Source organism: Bradyrhizobium agreste (assembly GCF_016031625.1).
Classification (GTDB): Bacteria; Pseudomonadota; Alphaproteobacteria; order Rhizobiales; family Xanthobacteraceae; genus Bradyrhizobium; species Bradyrhizobium agreste.
The window spans coordinates 45,808-63,572 of the sequence record NZ_JACCHP010000015.1; the positions used below are offsets into that span (position 1 = coordinate 45,808).

General features: G+C 64.7%; 18 protein-coding genes. 7 read left to right on the plus strand and 11 right to left on the minus strand.

The features are described 5' to 3' along the window. Positions 1-20: 20 nt before the first annotated feature. On the plus strand, positions 21-1,133 hold the full coding sequence (locus tag HZZ13_RS21905; RefSeq protein ID WP_197961604.1) for an amidohydrolase family protein: 1,113 nt from the start codon (positions 21-23) through the stop codon (positions 1,131-1,133). A gap of 52 nt (positions 1,134-1,185) precedes the next feature. Then, entirely contained in the window at positions 1,186-1,599 is a 414-nt protein-coding gene (locus HZZ13_RS21910; protein ID WP_197961605.1) for a Rieske (2Fe-2S) protein, read from the plus strand. A 137-nt stretch (positions 1,600-1,736) separates the two neighbouring features. On the opposite strand, the gene HZZ13_RS21915 is transcribed toward HZZ13_RS21910, so the two are convergent. Continuing rightward, positions 1,737-2,636 (minus strand): transcriptional regulator GcvA, encoded by a 900-nt coding sequence (locus HZZ13_RS21915; RefSeq protein ID WP_197961606.1) that lies wholly within the window; start codon positions 2,634-2,636, stop codon positions 1,737-1,739. A 110-nt stretch (positions 2,637-2,746) separates the two neighbouring features. On the opposite strand from HZZ13_RS21915, the gene HZZ13_RS21920 reads away from it, so the two are divergent. Both HZZ13_RS21920 and HZZ13_RS21925 read left to right on the plus strand, forming a co-directional pair. Then, entirely contained in the window at positions 2,747-2,950 is a 204-nt protein-coding gene (locus HZZ13_RS21920; protein WP_197961607.1) for a DUF1127 domain-containing protein, read from the plus strand. A 69-nt stretch (positions 2,951-3,019) separates the two neighbouring features. Then, positions 3,020-3,643, plus strand: coding sequence for a GNAT family N-acetyltransferase (locus HZZ13_RS21925; RefSeq protein WP_197961608.1), 624 nt, complete (start codon positions 3,020-3,022; stop codon positions 3,641-3,643). A gap of 214 nt (positions 3,644-3,857) precedes the next feature. Here the strand turns inward: HZZ13_RS21925 and HZZ13_RS21930 are convergent, their stop codons facing one another. Further along, positions 3,858-4,688, minus strand: a complete 831-nt coding sequence (locus tag HZZ13_RS21930; RefSeq protein ID WP_197961609.1) for an enoyl-CoA hydratase — start codon at positions 4,686-4,688, stop codon at positions 3,858-3,860. Between the two features lie 123 nt (positions 4,689-4,811). After that, on the minus strand, positions 4,812-5,513 hold the full coding sequence (locus HZZ13_RS21935; RefSeq protein ID WP_197961610.1) for an SDR family NAD(P)-dependent oxidoreductase: 702 nt from the start codon (positions 5,511-5,513) through the stop codon (positions 4,812-4,814). A gap of 222 nt (positions 5,514-5,735) precedes the next feature. On the opposite strand from HZZ13_RS21935, the gene HZZ13_RS21940 reads away from it, so the two are divergent. Both HZZ13_RS21940 and HZZ13_RS21945 read left to right on the plus strand, forming a co-directional pair. Further along, the gene (locus HZZ13_RS21940) at positions 5,736-7,520 is read left to right on the plus strand and encodes an acyl-CoA dehydrogenase family protein (protein ID WP_197961611.1); all 1,785 of its coding nucleotides are present in this window, start codon (positions 5,736-5,738) and stop codon (positions 7,518-7,520) included. A gap of 196 nt (positions 7,521-7,716) precedes the next feature. Continuing rightward, positions 7,717-8,805: a Zn-dependent alcohol dehydrogenase gene (locus HZZ13_RS21945; RefSeq protein WP_197961612.1), complete on the plus strand. Its 1,089-nt coding sequence runs from the start codon at positions 7,717-7,719 to the stop codon at positions 8,803-8,805. A gap of 108 nt (positions 8,806-8,913) precedes the next feature. Here HZZ13_RS21945 and HZZ13_RS21950 read toward each other — a convergent pair whose 3' ends face one another. From HZZ13_RS21950 to HZZ13_RS21980, 7 genes are all read right to left on the minus strand, one after another. Continuing rightward, positions 8,914-10,386 (minus strand): amidase, encoded by a 1,473-nt coding sequence (locus tag HZZ13_RS21950; protein WP_197961613.1) that lies wholly within the window; start codon positions 10,384-10,386, stop codon positions 8,914-8,916. Positions 10,387-10,486: 100 nt separating this feature from the next. Then, a complete protein-coding gene (gene mbfA / locus HZZ13_RS21955; protein ID WP_197961614.1) occupies positions 10,487-11,458 on the minus strand; it encodes an iron exporter MbfA in 972 nt (323 codons plus the stop codon). A 67-nt stretch (positions 11,459-11,525) separates the two neighbouring features. Further along, positions 11,526-12,674, minus strand: a complete 1,149-nt coding sequence (locus HZZ13_RS21960) for an alpha/beta hydrolase (RefSeq protein ID WP_197961615.1) — start codon at positions 12,672-12,674, stop codon at positions 11,526-11,528. Between the two features lie 205 nt (positions 12,675-12,879). After that, positions 12,880-13,749: an MBL fold metallo-hydrolase gene (locus HZZ13_RS21965; protein ID WP_197961616.1), complete on the minus strand. Its 870-nt coding sequence runs from the start codon at positions 13,747-13,749 to the stop codon at positions 12,880-12,882. Positions 13,750-13,763: 14 nt separating this feature from the next. After that, positions 13,764-14,375 (minus strand): glutathione S-transferase family protein, encoded by a 612-nt coding sequence (locus tag HZZ13_RS21970; protein WP_197961617.1) that lies wholly within the window; start codon positions 14,373-14,375, stop codon positions 13,764-13,766. Between the two features lie 111 nt (positions 14,376-14,486). Continuing rightward, on the minus strand, positions 14,487-15,329 hold the full coding sequence (locus HZZ13_RS21975; RefSeq protein ID WP_197961618.1) for a fumarylacetoacetate hydrolase family protein: 843 nt from the start codon (positions 15,327-15,329) through the stop codon (positions 14,487-14,489). 86 nt (positions 15,330-15,415) lie between these two features. Beyond that, the gene (locus HZZ13_RS21980) at positions 15,416-16,264 is read right to left on the minus strand and encodes an MBL fold metallo-hydrolase (RefSeq protein WP_197961619.1); all 849 of its coding nucleotides are present in this window, start codon (positions 16,262-16,264) and stop codon (positions 15,416-15,418) included. A 113-nt stretch (positions 16,265-16,377) separates the two neighbouring features. Between HZZ13_RS21980 and HZZ13_RS21985 the strand changes: the two genes are divergently transcribed. After that, the gene (locus HZZ13_RS21985; RefSeq protein ID WP_197961620.1) at positions 16,378-16,854 is read left to right on the plus strand and encodes a DUF3775 domain-containing protein; all 477 of its coding nucleotides are present in this window, start codon (positions 16,378-16,380) and stop codon (positions 16,852-16,854) included. Between the two features lie 45 nt (positions 16,855-16,899). Here HZZ13_RS21985 and HZZ13_RS21990 read toward each other — a convergent pair whose 3' ends face one another. Continuing rightward, positions 16,900-17,682 carry an SDR family oxidoreductase gene (locus tag HZZ13_RS21990; protein ID WP_197961621.1) on the minus strand — a complete coding sequence of 261 codons (783 nt, stop codon included), beginning with the start codon at positions 17,680-17,682 and terminating at the stop codon, positions 16,900-16,902. Positions 17,683-17,765: the final 83 nt, after the last annotated feature.

The window sequence follows — 17,765 nt, forward strand, 5'->3', positions numbered from 1 at the left end:
CTGCCAAAGGAGGCAAGGCGATGAATATCCAGTTCCGCGAGAACCAAGAAGCCGCTTCCCCACTGACCGTCAAACCCGCAATCGCGGACTGCGACATCCATCCGGCACGAACGACACCCACCGAGCTCTATCCCTACCTCGCCAAACGCTGGCAGCATCACCTCGAAGTCTACGGCGTCCATGCCTATCAGGGCATGATGGAAGGCCCGCCCTATCCGAAGGCCCAGCCCAACGCCTCGCGCCGCGATGCCTATCCGCCTGAAGGCGGCCCGCAGGGCTCCTCGCTCGCCTTCATGCAGAAGCAATTGCTCGATCCCAACAACGTGCAGCTCGGCGTGCTCAACCCGCTCAACACCGGGCAGGGCATCCGCAATCACGAGCTCTCGGCCGCTCTGTGCTCGGCCATCAACGACTGGCAGATCGACAAATGGACCAGCAAGGATAAGCGGCTGAAAGCGTCCATCGTCGTCGGTAATGAAGATGGCCCGTCGGCGGCCGCAGAGATCCGCGAGCGCGCCGGGGACAAGAACTTCGTGCAGGTGCTGCTGCTCAGCCGCAATGTCGAGCCGCTCGGCCAGCGCCGTTACTGGCCGATCTACCAGGCTGCGGAAGAAGCGGGGCTCCCCGTCGGCGTCCACGCCTTCGGCTTCGGCGGCAATCCGATCACGCCGTCGGGCTGGCCGTCCTATTATATCGAGGAGATGGTCGGGCATTCGCAGTGCCAGCAATCGGCGCTGGCGAGCCTGGTGCTGGAGGGCGTGTTCGAGCGCTTCCCGAAACTGAAGATGGTGATGATCGAGGCCGGCTTCGGCTGGGCGCCGTCGCTGTGCTGGCGGCTCGACAAGGCCTGGCAGCGGCTGCGCAGCGAGGTGCCGCATGTAAAACGGCCGCCGTCGGAATATATCCGCGAGCAGGTGTGGTGGACGACGCAGCCGATGGAGGATCCTGAACGGCGCGAGGATCTGTTCGACGTCATCAAATGGATCGGCTGGGACAAGCTGCTGTTCGCGACCGACTATCCGCATTGGGACTATGACGAGCCCTCGCGCGTGCTGCCGGCGGGCGTCAGCGAGGCCAATCGCGAGGCGTTCTATCTCGGCAATGCAAAGAAGCTGTATGGGATCACCGCATGATCCGAAAAAGTGTGAAGCGGTTTTTCGATCAGATCATGCGGAAAACATAAGCATGGCGCGGCACGTCATTGCGCCAGTGGATGAACTTCCGCCCGGCACGCGAAAATTCCTGGAGATCGACGGACGGCCGATCGCGGTCTTCAACATCAAGGGCGAATATTTCGGCCTGATGAACCGCTGCCCGCATCAGGGCGCGGCGCTGTGCGAGGGGCCGTTGATCGGTCTCGCACAGTCGAGCAATCCCGGCGAGATCGAATACACCAAGCTGGGGGAGATCATCCGCTGCCCCTGGCACGGCTGGGAGTTCGATATCCGCACCGGCCAATCCTATTGCGACCCCCGCCGCTTCCGCGTGAAGGCCTATCCCGCCCATGTCGAGCCGGGCGCGAGCGTGGTGAAGGGACCGTATGTCGCCGAAACGATCCCGGTCAGGATCGAGAGTGATTACGTGGTGGTGGAGCTGTAACTCTCGCTGTCATTCCGGGGCGCGCGTAGCGCGAACCCGGAATCCATCGTGCGACAGAAATGCTAGGAGAAATGGATTCCGGGCTCGCCTCTTCGAGGCGCCCCGGAATGACAGCGGGGCGGGAGCCGCTGTTTTCTTCACGCCTTGTTCTGCGCCGCCGCGAGCACCCATCGTCGGAATGCGGCAAGCTTCGGTGCCTCGCGGTGGCCCTCGGGTGCGACCAGGTAGAATCCGGCATCGGCCGGCAGCGCGATCTTGAACGGCACGACGAGCCGGCCCTTGGCGATGTCATCCTGCACGTAGGAGGTCCGTCCCATGGCGACGCCGATGCCGTCGATCGCCGCCTGGATGGTCATGAAGATCATGTCGAAGGTGATGCCCGGGTGCCTAGCGATGTCGGCCGGCAGGCCCGCCGCGGTCAGCCATAGCCGCCAGTCGTCGCTATTGGTGTTAGATGTGTGCAGCAGCGGATGGTTGCGCAAATCCTCCGGCCGGCGCAGCGGCTTGTCGCCGCGCAGCAGCGAGGGGCTGCACACCGGAAACAGCTCGTCCGCCATCAGCCAATCGGCGCGCACGCCCGGCCACTGACCGCGGCCATAGCGGATCGCGGCGTCGACATTGTCGCGCTGGAAATCGACGAGGCTGGTCGAGGTGGTGATGCGCACGTCGATGCCGGGATGCTGCTCCTGGAAATCGGTCAGCCGCGGCAGCAGCCATTTGGCGGCGAGCGAGGCCAGCGTCGACACGGTCAGCACCTTGTCGTCCTCCTTCCGCAGCAGCCGGTCGGTGGCGAGGCGCAAATCGTTGAAGGCGGCGCGAACGCCCGGCAGATAGTCGCGCGCCTCCGGCGTCAGCGCCAGCGCGCGGTTCTGCCGGATGAACAGGCGGATGCCGAGCTCCTCCTCCAGCCTGCGGATCTGATGGCTGATCGCGGTCTGGGTCACGTTCAGCTCGCTGGCTGCCAACGTGAAGCTGAGATGGCGCGCGGCGGCCTCGAACGCCCGCAATCCGTTCAGGGAGGGCAATCTGGCAGTCATTTGGCAGCAGGATGCATGACGTTATTTCATGCGAAAAGGTACAAATTGTCGTTTGTCGCGGCGCAGCAGCAGGCAGATATTAGCGGTCAACTTAGCTCCAGGAGCTGAAAATGTCTACGCTGACTGACAATTCGATGACAAATCATCATGTACCGGGCCTGCTCCAGCAGATCGGCGAGACCCTTCACGTCTGGCACGAACGCTATCGGACCCGCCGCGAGCTGACCAACTGGACCGCCCGCGACCTCCACGACGTCGGGCTGTCCTGGTCCGACATCGCCTACGAGGCCGACAAACCCTTCTGGCGGGCCTGATAGGCCGCCAGGCCGGCGCCGCCTGAGCACAGGGGCGCCGGCGGTCCCCTTTTCCGCCTGGCACGTGTCATGAGCACTTTCCGCCTCGAAGACCTCAAGCAATATTCGGACGTGCTGCGCACAAGGCACGGCGAGCGGCTCAATGTCCGCTTCATCGAGCCGCGCGACACCGATGAGCTGCAGCACTATTTCCGTTCGCTCTCGACGCGCTCCCGCTACAACCGCTTCTTCGGCGCGATCAGCGAATTGCCGAAGGGCCTGCTGCACGATTTCCTCGAGGTCGGCGCGCGCGATCGCTTCACCGTCGTGGCGACCATGATGGTCGACGGCTTCGAGACCATCGTGGCCGAAGCCCGCTATGCCTTCCATGCCGAGACCGCGACGCTCGAGTTCGGCCTCTCGGTCGATGACCGCTGGCAGGGCCACGGCATCGCCACCGCGCTGATGAAGAATCTCGAATGCCGCGCCGCCGCCCTTGGGGCCGAGCACATCTTCGGCGATACGCTGCGCTCCAATGAGGCCATGGTCTCGCTCGCGCGCAAATCCGGCTTCACCTTCGTCAACCACCCTGATGATTGGAAACTGGTGCGCTTCGACAAGGAGATCAGCGCAGCTCCGCAAGACATTCCCTGTGCGAGCTGGCGCCTCGCCGCCCTTTCCCGTCAGGCCGACAGCCCCTCAGCCTCGGCCTGACATGACTGCAGCCCGGCCTGGCCAAGCCAGAGCCGGGCGTTTTTTTGCCGTCGCTCTCTCTCCACCGTCATTCCGGGGCGCGCGTAGCGCGAACCCGGAATCCATTTCGCGGCTCGGCTTGCAGCCTAATGGATTCCGGGTTCGATGCTCCGGGCCGCGCCTTGCGCGGTCCCGCCGCATCGCCCCGGAATGACGCCCTGGGCGTTAGGCGCCCCTACTTCCCCGTGAACACCGCCTTGCGCTTCTCGATGAAGGCCTGCACCGCCTCCTTGTGGTCGGCGGTCGTGGTGAGGCGGACCAGCCGCTCGGCTTCGTGGTCGCGCGCGGTCTCGAAGTCGAACAGCAGGGCCTCGTCGAGATTGTCCTTCATGTAGCGCAGTGCGAGGCGCGGGCCCTCGGCGAGCGATTTGGCCAGCGCGAATGCCTCGGTCTGCAACTTGTCGTCGGGCACGACGCGGTTGACGAGGCCGATCGCTTCGGCGCGCGCGGCATCGACGCGCTCGCCCGTGAACATCAATTCGCGCGCCCGCGCGGTGCCGACCAGGCGGGTGAGCAGCCAGGCGATGCCGTAATCGCCTGACAGCGCGATGCGGACATAGCCGCTGGCGACGAAGGCCGATTGCGCGGCGATGCGGATGTCGCAGGCCATGGCGATGGCGAGCCCGGCGCCGACCGCGGGGCCGGGCAGCGCAGCGATGGTCGGCTTGCGCACCGACACCAGCGCGCCGGTGAGCAGCCGCTGCCGCTCCTGCAGATCGGCGACCTTGTCGTCAAAGGACATGTCGAGCTTCGCCTTGTCGCGATGCGCGCCCATACCCTTGACGTTGCCGCCGGCGCAGAAGGCTTCGCCCGCGCCGGTCAGCAGCAGCGCGCCGACATCGGGATTCTCGCCGCAGCTGCGGATCATCGTGCGCAGCGCCGGCGTCAGCGCATCCGACAGCGAGTTGCGCGCCTCCGGCCGGTTCAGCGTGATCACGGCGACGCGGTCGCGGACGACGCAGAGGAGTTCACTGGTGCCGGTGTCGATTGTGGTTTCGCTGGTCATGGTTTCTCCCTAGTTCGTCATTGCGAGTGAAGCGAAGCAATCCAGGGTCTTTCCGGAGAGGCAGTCTGGATTGCTTGGTCGTTTCGCTCCTCGCAATGACGGATTGTTGTTGTTGGCTTGCCGTCAAAACCTCTCGACCCAGGGCCGCAGCTCCAGCTCCCAGCTCCAGGCGCTGCGCGGCTGCTGCAGCACGTTCCAATAGCTCAGCGCGATTGCATCGGGATCGAGCGTCGAGTCCGGCTTGTCCACCGGGTCGGTCCGCGTCGCGCTGCGGATGCCGCCGTCGATCACGAAATGCGCGACATGGATGCCCTGCGGCGACAATTCGCGTGCCATGCTCTGGGCAAGTCCCCGCAGCGCGAACTTGCCCATCGCGAAGGGCGCGGACTGCGCATAGCCCTTGACACTGGCCGAGGCGCCGGTGAACAGGATCGCGCCGTGCTGGTTCGGCAGCATCCGCTTGGCCGCCTGCTGCGCCACCAGGAAGCCGCCATAGGCGCTGACCGCAATCGCCTGCGCGACCTCGGCCGGGACGAGGTCGACGAACGGCCCGCGCGTGCGGCCGGAGGCATTGTAGACGACGAGATCTGGCGTGCCGATCTCGCGCTCGACCAGGCCGAACAGCCGCTCGACCTCCTCGGGCTCGGCGGCATTGCAGGCATAGGCCTTGGCCCCGGTCTCGGTGCAGAGCGCGCCAAGCTTCTCGATCCTGCGTGCGGCGAGCGCGACGCGGATGCCCTGCGCCGCAAGCAGGCGCGCCAGCGACGCGCTGAGGCCTTCGCCGGCACCGACGATGAGGGCGATCTTGTATTTCGGATGTTCCATGGCGTGATCTCTCGGAACAAGGGAGCCGCTGATCTATGCATGGTCCGCGCGGACAACCAGCCGGCGCGGCCACAATTCCGCAAGACGAATTGCTCCCTCGCGGCGATCATGCCGCCCTGACATTTTGCGGCTTTATCGCGGTCCGCGACTGGAGCATGATCGACATCATCCAAAGCGGCAAGCGCAAAGAATTGCCGCGGGACGGAAACGAAGAGGACGATCATGCCCAGACCGGTGACAGCGCAGCCAAAAGATGTCGCGGCCGCACCATCCGGCCTGCTGGCGCCCGATACATCAGGCATGAATTTCTACCGCGCCGATCCCGCGCTCGCGGACCTGCTCCGCATCCATCTGCCGGAGAATCTGTTCCGCCACATCGAGCCGTATCTCGACCGGCTCGGCGAGCTCGCCGGCGGCCATCTCGACGAATGCGCGCGGCTCGCCGACCGGCACACGCCCATCCTGCACCAGCGCGACAAGTTCGGCCGCGACGTGCAATGGATCGAATATCACCCGGCCTATCGCGAGCTGGAGAACGCCGCGTTTGGTGAGTTCGGCATCCACGCGCTCTCGATCGCTAAGGGCATCATGGGCTGGCCGGACAAATACCCTGTTGTCGCCAAGCACGCCTTCACCTTCCTGTTCAACCAGACCGAATTCGGCATGGGCTGCCCGATCAACGTCACCGACGGCTGCGCCAAGCTCTTGGCGAATTTCGGCAGCGAGGCGCTGAAGGCGAAATATCTGGACGGCCTCACCTCGACCGACATGAGCAAGCTGACGCAAGGAGGCCAGTTCATGACCGAGAAGGAAGGCGGCTCCGACGTTGGCACGCTGACCACGCGCGCGGTGCAGGAGGGCGACCATTGGCGCCTCTACGGCGAGAAATGGTTCTGCTCGAATGCCGATGCGAAAGTCGTGATGCTGCTGGCGCGCCCCGAAGGCGCCGGGCCCGGCACGCGCGGCGTCGGCCTGTTCCTGATGCCGCGCTTCCTCGACGACGGCACGCAGAACCATTACCGGATCGTGCGCCTCAAGGACAAGCTCGGCACGCGTTCGATGGCCTCGGGCGAGATCAAGCTCGAAGGCGCGATCGCGTATGCGGTCGGCAAGCTCGACCGCGGTTTCGTGCAGATGGCCGAGATGGTGAATTCCTCGCGGCTCTCCAACGGCGTCAAGTCCACGGCGCTGATGCGCCGCGCCTATCATGACGCGATGACGGTGGCGACCAACCGCGTGGTGTTCGGCCAGCGCATCATCGATCTGCCGCTCGGACGGCGGCAGATGCTGAAGATCATGCTGCCGGTGGAGCAGGGCCTGTCGATGAGCTTCCTCACGGCGGATGCGCTTGACCGTGCCGAGGCCGGCAGCCAGGACGCTGCGGAGCTGCTGCGCATTCTCACTCCGACGCTGAAATTCCGTGCCACGCGCGATGCGCGCAAGGTTTGCGGCGATGCGCTCGAGATGCGCGGCGGCATCGGCTATATCGAGGAATTCGCCACCGCCCGCCTGCTGCGCGATGCGCATCTGGGCTCGGTCTGGGAAGGGACCGGCAACATCGTCGCGATCGATGCGCTCCGCCGCGCAGTGGGCCGCCACGGCGCAGAATCCGCGCTTGCGGCCGATCTGCACGCCCGGCTCGACGACAGCGGCTCGGTGCCGCAGGCCTGGCGCAACAATTTGCGTGGCCTCACCGACCGTGCCGTCGGCTTCGCGCGCGAAGTCGCGGCTAAGTCCGAGCACGAAGCTGATGCGCGGCGCGCCACCAGCGTGCTCTATCACGTCGCCAGCGCGGTCGCCCTCGCCTGGGAAGCACATCGCATCCACGGCATGCGCGGCGATGCACGCCGGCTGCTGCTCTCGCGCCTCGTGATCGACCATCGCGTAACGCCGAGTGATCCGTTCCGGCTGACGGAAAATGCCGCGCAAGCGAAGATGGCCGAACTGCTGCTCGGCGATCGCGCAAGCGGCATGAGCGAGGTTGGCGAACTGATTCTGGCGGCGTAGGCTCTCTTCACCTCTCCCGAAGGGAGAGGTCGGATCGCGTCAGCGATCCGGGTGAGGGGTTGCGCTTCATCCAGAGACCTGAACCCCTCACCCGGAATCGCATCTTCGATGCGCTTCCGACCTCTCCCTTCGGGAGAGGTGAAGAACCGCCGCACGAGCAACATACAACGAACCAACGATAACCGAGGAAACACCGATGAAGGCCGCCGTCCTCTATGAAGTCAACCAGCCGCTCGTCATCGAGGACATCAGCCTGCCGAAGCCGGGGCCGCGCGAGGTGCTGATCCGCACCGCGGTTGCCGGGCTCTGCCACTCCGATCTGCATTTCATGGAAGGGCTCTATCCGCATCCGCTGCCGGCGGTGCTCGGGCACGAATCCGCCGGCGTGGTCGAGCAGGTTGGCTCCGATGTGACCTATGTGAAGCCGGGCGACCACGTCGTCACGTGTCTGTCCGTCTTCTGCGGCACCTGCGACAATTGCACCACCGGCCGCACCGTGCTCTGTACTGACGCGACGGTGAAAATGCTGCCGGGCGTCTCCAACCGCATGCAATGGTCGAAGCCGGAGAAGCTGCACCAGTTTCTCAATCTCTCCTCCTTCGCCGAGCAGATGCTGGTGCACGAAAACGCCATCGTGAAGATCCGCAAGGACATGCCGCTAGATCTCGCCGCCCTGATCGGCTGCGGCGTCATCACCGGCTATGGCGCGGTGGTGAACACCGCAAAGGTGACGGCCGGCGAGACCGTGGCCGTGATCGGCTGCGGCGGCGTCGGCATGGCCGCGATCAACGGCGCGCAGATCGCCGGCGCCGGCCGCATCATCGCCATCGACACCAATCCCGCAAAACTCCAGCTCGCGACCAAGCTGGGCGCGACCGACATCATCAACCCGGCCGACGGCGACGTGGTCAAGCAGGTGCGTGACCTCACCAATGGCGGCGTGCACCATTCCTTCGAGGTGCTCGGCCGCAAGGAGACGGCCGAGCAGGCCTTTGCCATGCTCGCCTCCGGCGGCACCGCCACCATCGTGGGCATGATCCCGTTCGGTCAGAAGATCGAGCTGCACGGCTTCGATTTCCTGCGCGAGCGCAAGATCCAGGGCTCCTCGATGGGCTCGAACCATTTCCGCGTGGACATGCCGCGCTTGGTCGAGTTCTACCTGCGTGGCCGGCTGCATCTCGAAGACTGGATCTCGGCCAAGCTGAAGCTCTCCGAGATCAACGAAGGCTTTGCCAACATGAAGGCGGGCAAGACGCTGCGCAGCGTGATCGTGTTCGATAGTTGAGCGATTTACCTTCGTCATTGCGAGCGAAGCGAAGCAATCCAGAACTGTTTCCGCGGATGCAGTCTGGATTGCTTTGTCGCAAGAACTCCTCGCAATGACGAAGGACCGCTAATCGTCAAACATCTTCGGCGGCACGAAGCCGCCGAACTCGCGCTCGATCAGCTCGGCGAGCTTGAGCGGCGTCCTGTCTTCGAGGAAGGGGCCGACGATCTGAACGCCGACCGGCAGGCCGTCCTTCGACAGGCCGAGCGGGATCGCCGTGGCCGGCAAACCCGGAAGCGTGGCGATGCCGGGCCAGGCGAGCTGGTCCGGATAGACATGATCCTTGCCGTCGATATTGATCCGGCGCTTTTCCTGTTCCGGCGAATGATCATGCGGATAGGCCGGCGTCGGCATGATCGGGCAGATCACCGCATCGAACGTCCTGAACAATTGCCGCCATTGCGCGCGCAGCCCGGCGCGCGCGCCCTCGTCGAACACCCAGGCCTGATGAGTGCTGGTCATGCCGCGCAGCCGCTCCGCGGCAAGGCTCGTGTCGTCGGGCGAGAGCTGCGCTGCGCCGGCACGGGCACCGGCGAGAATGTCGGGTGCAAAGAACGCGCCGAGAAAGCTCATCAGCATGCGCATGTAGAGACGCGAGGCCTCGCGGAAGTCCGGAAACAGCGGGCTTTCGCGCGCAACATTTGCGCCGATGCTCGTCAATCGACTGGCCAGATGTTCGATCGCGCCGCGAATCTCGGCATTGGCCGGCAGCAACGGATGGCTGTCGATCACCAGCACACGGAAATCCTTCAGCGACGCATGGCGCGGCTCCGGCAGCGCGAGCTTGTACCCGATGCCGAGGTCGAGCGGGTCGGGGCCGGCCATCACGTCCAGCAGCAGCGTGAGATCGGCCGCACCGCGGGCCATCGGTCCGATCACCGCCATGTCGCGTTCCATCGGAATCGCCGGAAACGGAGGCGGCGTATGGCCGCGCGTGGGACACAGATTGTAGGTCGGCTTGTGCGCGTAGACGCCGCAATGGAACGCCGGCACGCGCAGCGAACCGCCAATGTCGGATCCGAGCGACAGCGGGCCATAGCCGGCCGCAAGGGCTGCCGACGAGCCGCCCGACGAGCCACCGGGCGTGCGGCCAAGGTCGTACGGATTGTTCGTCGTGCCGTAGATGTCGTTGTAGCTCTGCCAGTCACCCAGCCCCACGGGAACGTTCGTTTTGCCGATAATGATGCCGCCGGCGTTCTTCACCCGGCTGATCGAGAGCGCATCCTCCGCCGGCTTGAAATCTTTCTGCGGGAGCCAGCCCCAGGTCGTCGGCAGGCCGGCGACGTTGTAGGATTCCTTCACCGTGACCGGCAGGCCGAGCAAGGGCTTGCGCTCGCCGCGTGCCAAAGCGGCGTCCGCATCGCGCGCTGCTTGAAGCGCGCGATCGAAGTCGCGCACGCAGATCGCGTTGACCTTGGCATCGTGCCGCTCGATGCGGTCGATCGCATCCCGCGTGAGCTCGCCTGCGGAAACCTTCTTCGCGGTCAATGCGGCCGACAGCTCCACGGCGCTCTTGAAACTCCATTCCGACCTTGCCACGTCGCTTCTCCTGTTCTTGTTGTCGAAGAATGATGCGCAGTTTGGCCGAATGCTGCAACGGCTGTTTGATCGCGATTGATATTCTGGCGGGACGGAACGTCTACGCCGCCCCAATCACGATCCCCACCGCCAGCACGATGGCGCCGCCGAGCACGATCTGGAACACGGCCTGGAGGAACGGCGTGTCCATGTAACGCGAGCGGATGAAGGCGATCGCCCACAATTCGAAGAACACGACGACGCAGGCGATGACGGTTGCGATCCAGAATGCGTTGGCCCAGCTGTCGGGCACCAGATACGGCGCGGTGTGGCCGAGCCCGCCCAGCGTCGTCATCGCGCCGCAAGTGATGCCGCGGAGCCAGGGCGAGCCGCGCCCCGTCAGCGAACCGTCGTCGGACAGCGCTTCCGCAAATCCCATGCTGATGCCTGCGCCGATCGAGGCGGCAAGGCCGACCAGGAATGTCTGCCAGTTCTGGTGCGTGGCGAAGGCAGCCGCGAACAGCGGTGCCAGCGTCGAGACCGAGCCGTCCATCAGGCCGGCGAGGCCCGGCTGCACATATTGCAGCACGAACATGCGCCGGCGCGTGCGGTCTTCCTCGGCGCGCACGTCGGGCTTCAGGATCTCGTCGGTCAGCCGCGCCGCGGTGTGCTCGTGGCTCTTCTCGGCCTCGGCGAGATCGCCGAGCAGCCGGCGCACGTTGACATCCTCGGCCTGCTCGGCGGCTTTGGCGTAGAAGCGCTCGGCCTCGAGCTCCATGGTCTCGACTTCGCGGCGGATCGTATCGAGCGGCAGGTTCTTGGTCAGCCAGATCGGGCGGCGGCGCAGGAAGCCCTTGACGTCCTCGCGGCGGATCGGCGGCAGATGCTGGCCAAAGCGCTGCTCGTACATTTCCAGCAGCATGTGACGATGGCCGCGCTCCTCCTCGGCCATCTGCTCGAACAGCTTGGCCGAGTCCGGATAGCGTTCCTTCAGATCCTCGGCGAAGGTCATGTAGATGCGGCTGTCCTCCTCCTCGGAGGAGATCGCGACCGCCAGCACCTCGCGCTCGGTCAGATCGGCGAAATTCTTCACGGCGGCCCTGGCTTCCAAAATTTAGAATAGTTCTAAACTATATAGGAGCTAGGGGTTCCGGGTCAAATCAGGCTGTGCGGGCCTTCGCGAGGAAGTCGAGCAGCAACCGACTTACCTCCACCGGCTGCTCCTGCTGCACCCAATGGCCGGCGCCGTCGACGAGATGGCAGCCGAGCATCTTCGTGCACGCGCTGCGTTGCATCGTCTCGAATGCGCCGGGCCGTTGATAGGTGCCCCAATCCTGCTTCCCCGAGATGAAGCAGGAGGGCACGTCGATGCTGCGGCCCGCGAACAGCTGCATCTCGTTGTTCAGCATGCCTGACGTGCCGTAGCGATACCATTGCAGCCCGCCCTGGAATCCGGTGCGGCTGTATTCGACGCTGTAGTAAGCGAGCTCGCGGTCCGGCAGCCATTGATTGACGGCAATCGCGGCCGCCGACGGCATTTCCTTCGCGACCGTCTCGGCCATGGTCTCGTGCAAGTCCATCACGTAATAGGTCGGCAGCTTCGCCAGCTCCTGCGCCGACCATGCTCGCAGCGGATAGGGCTTGTTGTCGGTCCAGTCCGCGCTCTTGTGATGATAATAGGCGCGCAGGAAATCATGCACGCCTTGCGACGCGCGGTGCATGTCGGCGTTCGCCTCGCGCGTCGAGTAGTACCATTGATAGTGCTTGCGTGGCCGCGGCAGCGCGGCGAGCTCGCGATGCACCGGGTCTTCCGCCGCGGGCTTCGCCGGATTGTCGACAGTGCCGAACGGCAGCGCCGGCGGACCGCCGAACGGCGCGCTCATCATCGTCACCGAGCGAAACACGTCGGGCCGGATCAAGGCGCACCAGGCTGCAACCGGGCTGCCGAAATCGTGCCCGACCACGTCGGCCTGCCTGTAGCCGAACGCCGACACCAGGCCGAGCGCATCGCGCACGAGATTGAACAGCGAGAACGGCGCGAGATCGTCGTCGTAGTCCGCGCTCCATCCCGTGGTGCGGCCGTAGCCGCGTTGGTCCGGTGCGATCACGTGGTAGCCGGCCGAGCTCAGCGCCGGCATCACCTTGCGCCAGGAGAAGGCAAGCTCGGGAAAGCCGTGCAGCAGCAGGATGCAGGGCCGCCCCTTGCTCTCGAAACCGGCCTCCAGCACATGCATCCGCAAGCCGTTGATGCCATCGATGGTGCGCGAGCGGATTCCGGCGGGCAGGGGAGGTGGGGGGAGATCAAGCATGATGTTTCCTCCGTCTTGTTACCCTCCCCTGGAGGGGGAGGGTCGTTCGCGCGAAGCGCGAGCGGGGTGGGGTGATCTCTCCACACGGGCAGTGTTCAACGCGGAGAGACCGTCACCCACCTCGGTTCGCATTCCGCTTCGCTGCATGCGAACCGATCCTCCCCTCCAGGGGAGGATGGGAGTTCGTCGCGCGAACTCGGCTAAATCACACCGCCGCACACACGAACGCGTTGCCCTTGCGCCGGATCTTCCCCACCGATGGCGAGGGAAAATGCGCGGTGCAGCACAACGTGTCGGTGTCGCAATAGCGTTCCAGGAAGCTGCGGCGCGTCTTCGCGGCGGCGGCCGGATCGACGTCGAACTTGATCGACAGCTCCGGATAGAGCGTCTGCAGCGGCGAGTGCATGAGATCGCCCGAGAACACCGCATCGTCCTTGCTGCGGCCCATCGTGATGGCGATATGGCCCGGCGTGTGACCGGGTGTCGGCAGGATGCGGACGTGGTCACCGATCTCGTGGTCGTTGCCGACGAGCTCGTGCCTGTTAGCCTCGACCACCGGCAGCACGCTGTCGGCGAAGGGCGGGATCTCCGCCTTGGCGTTCTGCGCCGACCAGTGATCGAATTCCTGTTTCGCAAACAAATAGCGCGCCTTGGGGAAGGTCGGCACCCAGCGGCCGTTCTCGAGCCGCGTGTTCCAGCCGACATGGTCGACATGCAGATGCGTGCACATCACGAAATCGATGTCGTCGACCGAAAACCCGGCGGCGCTGAGGCCGCGCAGATAGGTGTCGTCGGTCTTCATATTCCATTTCGGCCGATTGGGGCGCGGCTTGTCGTTGCCGATGCAGCTGTCGACCAGGATGGTGTGGTGCGACGTCTTCACCACATAGGACTGGAAGCACAGCAGCAGCACGTCCTGCTCGTCCAGCGCCTTCGCCTGCCGCATCCACGCGCGGTTCTCGGCCAGCACCTCCGCGGTCAATCCCGGCAGCATCTCCAGCGCCGGGACGAACGAGGTCTCCTGCTCAATGACGCGATAGATGGTGAGATCGCCGACCGAGAACTTCAGGCTCATGAGAACACCGCGGGTTATGCCGCTGGCGGCACTGAGATCTTCACCGAGGGCCGCTCCTGCATCTTCTGGTAGAAGGCGTCGAGCTTGGGATAGGCCTTGCGCCAGCCGCAATCGGCGAAGCGGAAGTCGGCATAGCCGAGCACGCAAACGAGGCCGATCTGCGAGATGTCGAACGGGCCGTTCAGCACGTCAGGCATGTTCTCGAAGCGCGCCATGCCGGTCCAGGCCCTGTTCCAGTGGTCGTCCGACCAGGCCTGCCATTGCAGGCCCTGCGGCCGCACCATTTTCTCGTAGCGGCACAGCAGCATGGAATCGAGCATGCCGTTGATCAGCGAGTGATTGGTCTTGGCTTTCCAGCGCCGCGGGCCGTAATCCGGGATCAGGCTGCCGCCGGCCATCTCGTTGAGATATTCGACGATGACGTAGGAATCCAGGATCACGTCGCCGTCATTGGTTATCAGCACCGGCAGCTTCTTCAGCGGCGTGATCTTCGAATAGTCCTCGTTGGCCGTGCCGGGCACGACGCTCGCGGGCACGAGCTCGATTCTGTCGATCAGCCCGAGCTCGATCGCGGCGATGCGTACCTTGCGGGCAAAAGGCGAGGCGGGGGAGAAGGTGAGCTTCATTTTGGGTCCTTGTTGTCATTCCGGGACGGCGCGTCAGCGCCGGACCCGGAATCTCGAGATTCCGGGTCCGATGCTTCGCATCGTCCCGGAATGACGAAGAGGGAATCGCGCCTACGCCGCCACAATCTCCTGGCGCTGCTCGCCGAGACCTTCGATGCCGAGCGTCACGACGTCGCCGACATTGAGGAAGGTCGGCGGCTTCATGCCGAGGCCGACGCCGGGCGGGGTGCCCGTGGTGATGATGTCGCCGGGCAGCAGCGTCATGAACTGCGAGACATAGGAAATGCACTTGGCCATCGAGAAGATCATGGTCTTGGTCGAGCCGGTCTGGCGGCGCTGGCCGTTGACGTCGAGCCACATGGAGAGGTTCTGCACGTCCTTGATCTCGTCCTTGGTGGCGAGCCACGGCCCGAGCGGGCCGAACGTGTCGTGCGACTTGCCCTTGGTCCACTGTCCCAGGCGCTCGATCTGGAAGGCGCGCTCGGAGACGTCGTTGCAGACGCAATAGCCGGCGACGTGGTTCAGCGCGTCGGCTTCCGAGACGTACTTTGCGCGGGTGCCGATGATGGCGGCGATCTCGACCTCCCAGTCGAGCTTGGTCGAGCCGCGCGGCTTCTCGACCGGATCGTTCGGGCCCGACAGCGAGGTGTTGGCCTTCATGAAGATGATCGGCTCGCCCGGAATCTCGGCGCCGGTCTCCTTGGCATGGTCGGAATAGTTGAGGCCGATCGCCACGAATTTCGAGATGCCGGTGACGGGCGCGCCGAACCGCGGCTTGCCGGAGACGGCGGGCAGCGAGGCGGGATCGAGCGCCGCCAGCTTCTTCAGGGATTCCGGCGAATAGGCCTCGCCGGTGAGGTCCTTCACATGTGCCGACAGGTCGCGCAACTGGCCGGATCTGTCGATCAGACCAGGCCTTTCCGCACCCTTCTCGCCATAACGAACAAGCTTCATTCTCGTTTCTCCCTGGAAATTGGACCGATCGGTTGAATAGCTTCTTGGAACAGGGCGGCGGGAAATTCAACCGCTCAAAACGGAGATCACCCCAGCGCCTCAAACCTGAACGCGTCGCCGTCACGCTTGATGTGCCCGGCCGAAAAATGCCCGCCGATCACCAGCGTCGGCGTGTCGGCGAAGCGGCCAAACAGCGCCGCCCTGGTCGCGGCGGATTGCCTCTGGTCGGAATCGGCGGTGGAGGACCAGTCGAGATGCGCCATCTGGCAGGGGTGGTGGGCGACGTCGCCGGTGAGCAGGCCCTGCTCGCCGTCGGACCGGATCAGGACGCTCATGTGGCCGGGGCTGTGGCCCGGGGTCGGGATCATGCTGATCTCCTCGCAGAGCCTGTGGTCGCTCGGAATCAGATCGGCCCTGCCGGCGTCGACGATCGGCTGGACGGAATCGCCGAACACGGCCTGCTTGTCCGGCTCGGTCGAATGGTCGCGCCAATATTCGTATTCGGTCCTGCCGAAAATGTAGCGCGCCTTGGGAAAGGTCGGCACCCATGAGCCATCGACCAGCTTCGTATTCCAGCCGACGTGGTCGACGTGGAGATGCGTGCACAGCACGGTGTCGATGCTCTCGGGCGGAAAGCCGGCCGCAATCATCGTCTCCAGAAACGGTGTATCGCGGTTGTTCCATGTCGGCACGTTGCGGCCCTGCTTGTCGTTGCCGAGGCCGGTATCGACCACGATGCGGCGCGACGGCGTTTCCACCACCAGCGAATGGATCGACATTTTCAGCCGGCCTTCTTCTGTGGCGAAATGCGGGCTCAGCCAGGGCAGTTTACGAATTTCCTCATTGCTTGCGAGCGGCAGGATGAAACGGGTTGAGCCGACCGTCTCCAATTCCACCACCTTGGTGATTTTGACCCTGCCCACTTTCCACTGCATCCGGCACCTCCCCATGTTCTTGCTTTGGCGTCGAAACATGCGGTTTTCCGCGGGGATGCGCAATGGATCATCTGACGCGATGCGGCGTTATCGCGGGAACCAGAGGAGGAGCCATGCCAGAGCTTGCGATATCTGCTGAAAAGCTCGCCTTCATCATCGAGAAGGCGCGCGAATTCGACGTCAAGGAGGGCGATACCGATCCGGATTCCGGCTCGAACCCGAGCGATGACGACGCGCTCGATGTGCTCGAGGACGACGGCTCCGATCCTGTCGTCCAGGAGCTCGGAAGCTTCATGATCGCCTTGAACGAGGATGAGCAGCTCGACCTCGTCGCGCTGACCTGGCTCGGCCGCGGCGACGGCACGATCGATGATTGGGACGATCTGCGCGCCCGCGCGGCGGAGACGCGCCGGGAATATCGCAGCCCGCGGCGCGAAACGGTGCATTATCTGCTCGGCGAGCCCATGCTGGGCGATCTGCTCGCGAACGGGCTCGACGAATTCGGCATTGACTGGACCGATGAGCGCACGACCGCCGATTCCTCCGCGCCGAGCCAGCAGGATGAGGACGAGCCGACCAAGCGACGGTGAGGCGGAGAGCGCTCTCCCCGCAACAACGGGGAGAGCGAGATGCGCTTACAGCGTGCCCGGGAACGCACCACCATCCAGCAGAATGTTCTGGCCGGTGATGAAGCCGGCCTTGGCGCCGCACAGGAAGGCGCAGGCATAGCCGAACTCGTCGGGCTGGCCGAACCGCCCCGCGGGATTGAGCTTGGCGCGCTCTGCCAGGATCTGCTCAGGGCTGACGCCACGCTTGTCGGCCTCGGCCTTCGCGGTGCCGGTGAGCCGATCGGTCTCGAACGGGCCCGGCAACAGGCCATTGATGGTGACGTTGTTGATCACAGTCTTGCGCGACAGGCCGGCGATGAAGCCCGTGAGGCCGGCGCGGGCGCCGTTGGAGAGGCCGAGGATGTCGATCGGCGCCTTCACCGCGGCCGAGGTGATGTTGACGATGCGGCCGAACTTGCGCGCCATCATGCCGTCGACCGTCGCCTTGATCAGCTCGATCGGGGTCAGCATGTTGGCGTCGATCGCCTTGATCCAGTCGTCGCGGGTCCAGTTGCGGAAATCGCCGGGCGGCGGGCCGCCGGCGTTATTGATCAGGATGTCGGGCTCGGGACAGGCCTTCAGCACCGCCTCGCGGCCCGCCGGCGTCGTGATGTCGCCGACGATCTCGGTAACCGTCACGTCGGGATAGGCCTTGCGGATCTCATCGGCGGTCTTTTTCAGCGCTTCGGCGCCGCGCGCGGTCAGCGTGACGTGAACGCCGGCCTCGGCCAGCGAGACGGCGCAGGCCCGCCCGAGACCCTTGCTGGATGCGCAGACGATGGCGCGGCGACCTTTGATCCCAAGATCCACTGTTTCACTCCCGTAACAATCAGGCAGGTTTTGAACGGGCCGCACTTTAGCCAACTGCGGCGCCGCTGATAAGGGACGGGCTC